This is a genomic window from Bacteroidota bacterium (genome assembly GCA_018831055.1).
Taxonomy (GTDB): Bacteria; Bacteroidota; Bacteroidia; order Bacteroidales; family B18-G4; genus M55B132.
On sequence record JAHJRE010000247.1, the window covers coordinates 1 to 2421 of the forward strand.

Annotated in this window: 1 protein-coding gene and 1 pseudogene; both read right to left on the reverse strand. The window is 44.4% G+C overall.

Annotated features, from left to right (window positions below):
• Window positions 1-424: 424 nt before the first annotated feature.
• Window positions 425-1429 (reverse strand): annotated as a pseudogene (locus tag KKA81_16065) (ISAzo13 family transposase).
• Window positions 1381-2151 (reverse strand): hypothetical protein, encoded by a 771-nt coding sequence (locus KKA81_16070; protein ID MBU2652443.1) that lies wholly within the window; start codon window positions 2149-2151, stop codon window positions 1381-1383. The pseudogene KKA81_16065 and the gene KKA81_16070 overlap by 49 nt, the downstream one beginning before the upstream one ends.
• Window positions 2152-2421 lie beyond the last annotated feature (270 nt).

Consider the following 2421-nt stretch of genomic DNA (forward strand, 5'->3'; position numbering starts at 1 on the left):
AAGTATGTTGGCAGCATTATATGGCATGTGGAAAAAAGGAGAAGAGTATGATCCTGAGATAGACAATAAAAGGGATAAAGGAAATAAAAAGTAAGTTCGTGCGTACCACTTTGCCAAAGCTTGTTTAGGTATATCAACCAGCGATTGATACGCACGGAAGAGGGAAAGTATCACCAAGATATTGGCCCATAAGGTCCTATTTCAAAATGAGTATGCACCCTCTAAATTTCCGTAAATTTTCATAGGCTTTTAAGCCTCAGAAAGATGTGTGAGAAAAAATAAGAACTACTTTATTTCCCATATACCATAGAAAATAACTGTTATCGTGAATAGCTATAACGCTGATATACATTAAACTTGAATTCAAAATGCGAGGTAACGAACTAATAATAAGGACGGGATACCCTAAGGTTCCACGCAAAAATTAATTCACATTTTGCCCAGGAGTAATTGAGTAGTTCCAATTTGGCCGCTGGGTATAATGCTTCAAGTTAATAGCGTTCATTTTCTGGTCACAGATGCGAAGGCCTTTTTGGTACTGTTTGGTGCTTAAGGCGGCCCGAATTTTAAGACCCTTTGATGTTTTGGTCGTGCGTATAAATTTTAAAACGGTTTCATAGTCTGTCAGCGGGTGGGCAGCCCAATTATTGCTGATAAATGAAAACATTCGGTGTTCAATCGGATTCCATTTCGAAGCTCCCGGAGGATAATGACAAACCTTCACACACAGATTAAAGCGATCAGACAAACTGGTTTGCAACTGATGCTTCCAAAGCCGTGTCCGATAGCCATTGCTTCCTCCGCAATCGGCCAGTACCAGCAAATTATCGGTCTCGGGATAATTGACCATCCCAGTCGTTTGCCACCATCTGCTGATGGAAGCAACGGCAAATTCGGCAGTATCCCGGCTGGTCCCAAGGTTGACAAAACCCTCGTTTCTGCAAAAATCATAAATGCCGTAAGGTATGGCTACGCCCTTTGCATCAGATGGAAAATCATGGTCCAGAACCGGTGTCGCTTTTTGGCTCCACACACTTCCCGGTTGGCAAAACGGCCCGATCAACTCACGGCTTTTTGTATCCACACTGATCACAGGCAAACCATTGGCTGCATAGTTTTTGATTTGGCGTCGGATATAGCGAAACTGATGATCCCGAACATGGGGCGCAGGTGGATTCCTCAGCCCGGATTCAAGCCGTTTTATGTTTTTTCTAAGCGAGAATCCCATTTTTTTAAGCAGCTTGCCCACAGTATTAGGCGATACGTTGATGCCCAGCCGTTTAAGTTGATTTGCAATCTTTCCCGTGGTTTTGCGGGTCCATTTGCATCCGCTGACTGGGTCGCCGGCTGTTTCATATTCCATAATTTGAGCAATCGCGTTCATGATTTCCGGCGTTTTTTTTCCTGGGACGGCCGACCGGCTCCCGGCGCTCTGATCCTGTCGGTTTCAGTTAGATCCGCATCCATCAGTTCCTTGCGCCCCTTTGCCACGGTATGCGGGTCCATTCCCAATATGGAAGCGATATATGCATCGCCACCATGGCCAAGCTTCAGGGACTCCAGTCCGGCATATAATCGCCGTTGTTTCTCGTTTAGCATGCTGCAAAACAATATCAGAACAGCTTTGGCCTCATCCGTGGCTAAATCCGGATTGGACACGATTAAAGCGGCCGGGGACTCCTGTATAAGTGTTTTCCGGGCTTTTGCCTGTTTTTGTGCCGTCTCTTTTTGTGCAGAAAAATAAACAAATGCTGAATCCACTTTTTCCCGATGAAGGCGGCCGTCATTAAATAATTGAGAAAGCGCATGCTTGGTTTTAACCTGAACAATATCTTTGAGTTCAGTGGCAGTGTAACCGGCATCGGAATCATGCACCAGCGTTTCAGAAGTTTTAAGCAAATTGCCAAAGCACGAAAACCGGACGGATTGAAAACTCCAAAGCCCCCGGTCGGAAAATCGTGCGATGGATTTTAAGGTATAGTATTTGCCCCGGTGAGAATAGCTGCTGATGTAATGCAATTCTTCCAGTTTACGAAAGATGGTGCAGCGTGACGGGTTATCCATCGCTTGTTTGAGCTGATCGAGGGTAGCGATCTTGTGTTTTTCAAAGAACAACTTGATATCGGCTGAGTTATATTTTGGCGTTTTCATAATGATATTATTAGCCCATTAGAATCAGAATGTCAAGGCTAATAATATCATGAAAAAGCCAACATACGTGCTATAAATAAGGCATTTGGCCGCCTGAATGGAAATATCGCGAGCTTTAGATAATACAGTTGGCCAAATTAAATGTTATTTAAATTATGAGTAGGCCCTTAGCGGATGAACGGGAGGCCCGCCGTGAAGGTTTAGGCTTTGTCACGCCGGCTTCCGCCACAGTATTTTTAACGCAGTCACGGACAACCCCCATAAAAAAAA

Excerpts from the sequence above, each read along its gene's own strand:
- KKA81_16070 (MBU2652443.1), bottom strand. The coding sequence starts at position 2,151 with ATGAAAACGCCAAAATATAACTCAGCCGATATCAAGTTGTTCTTTGAA.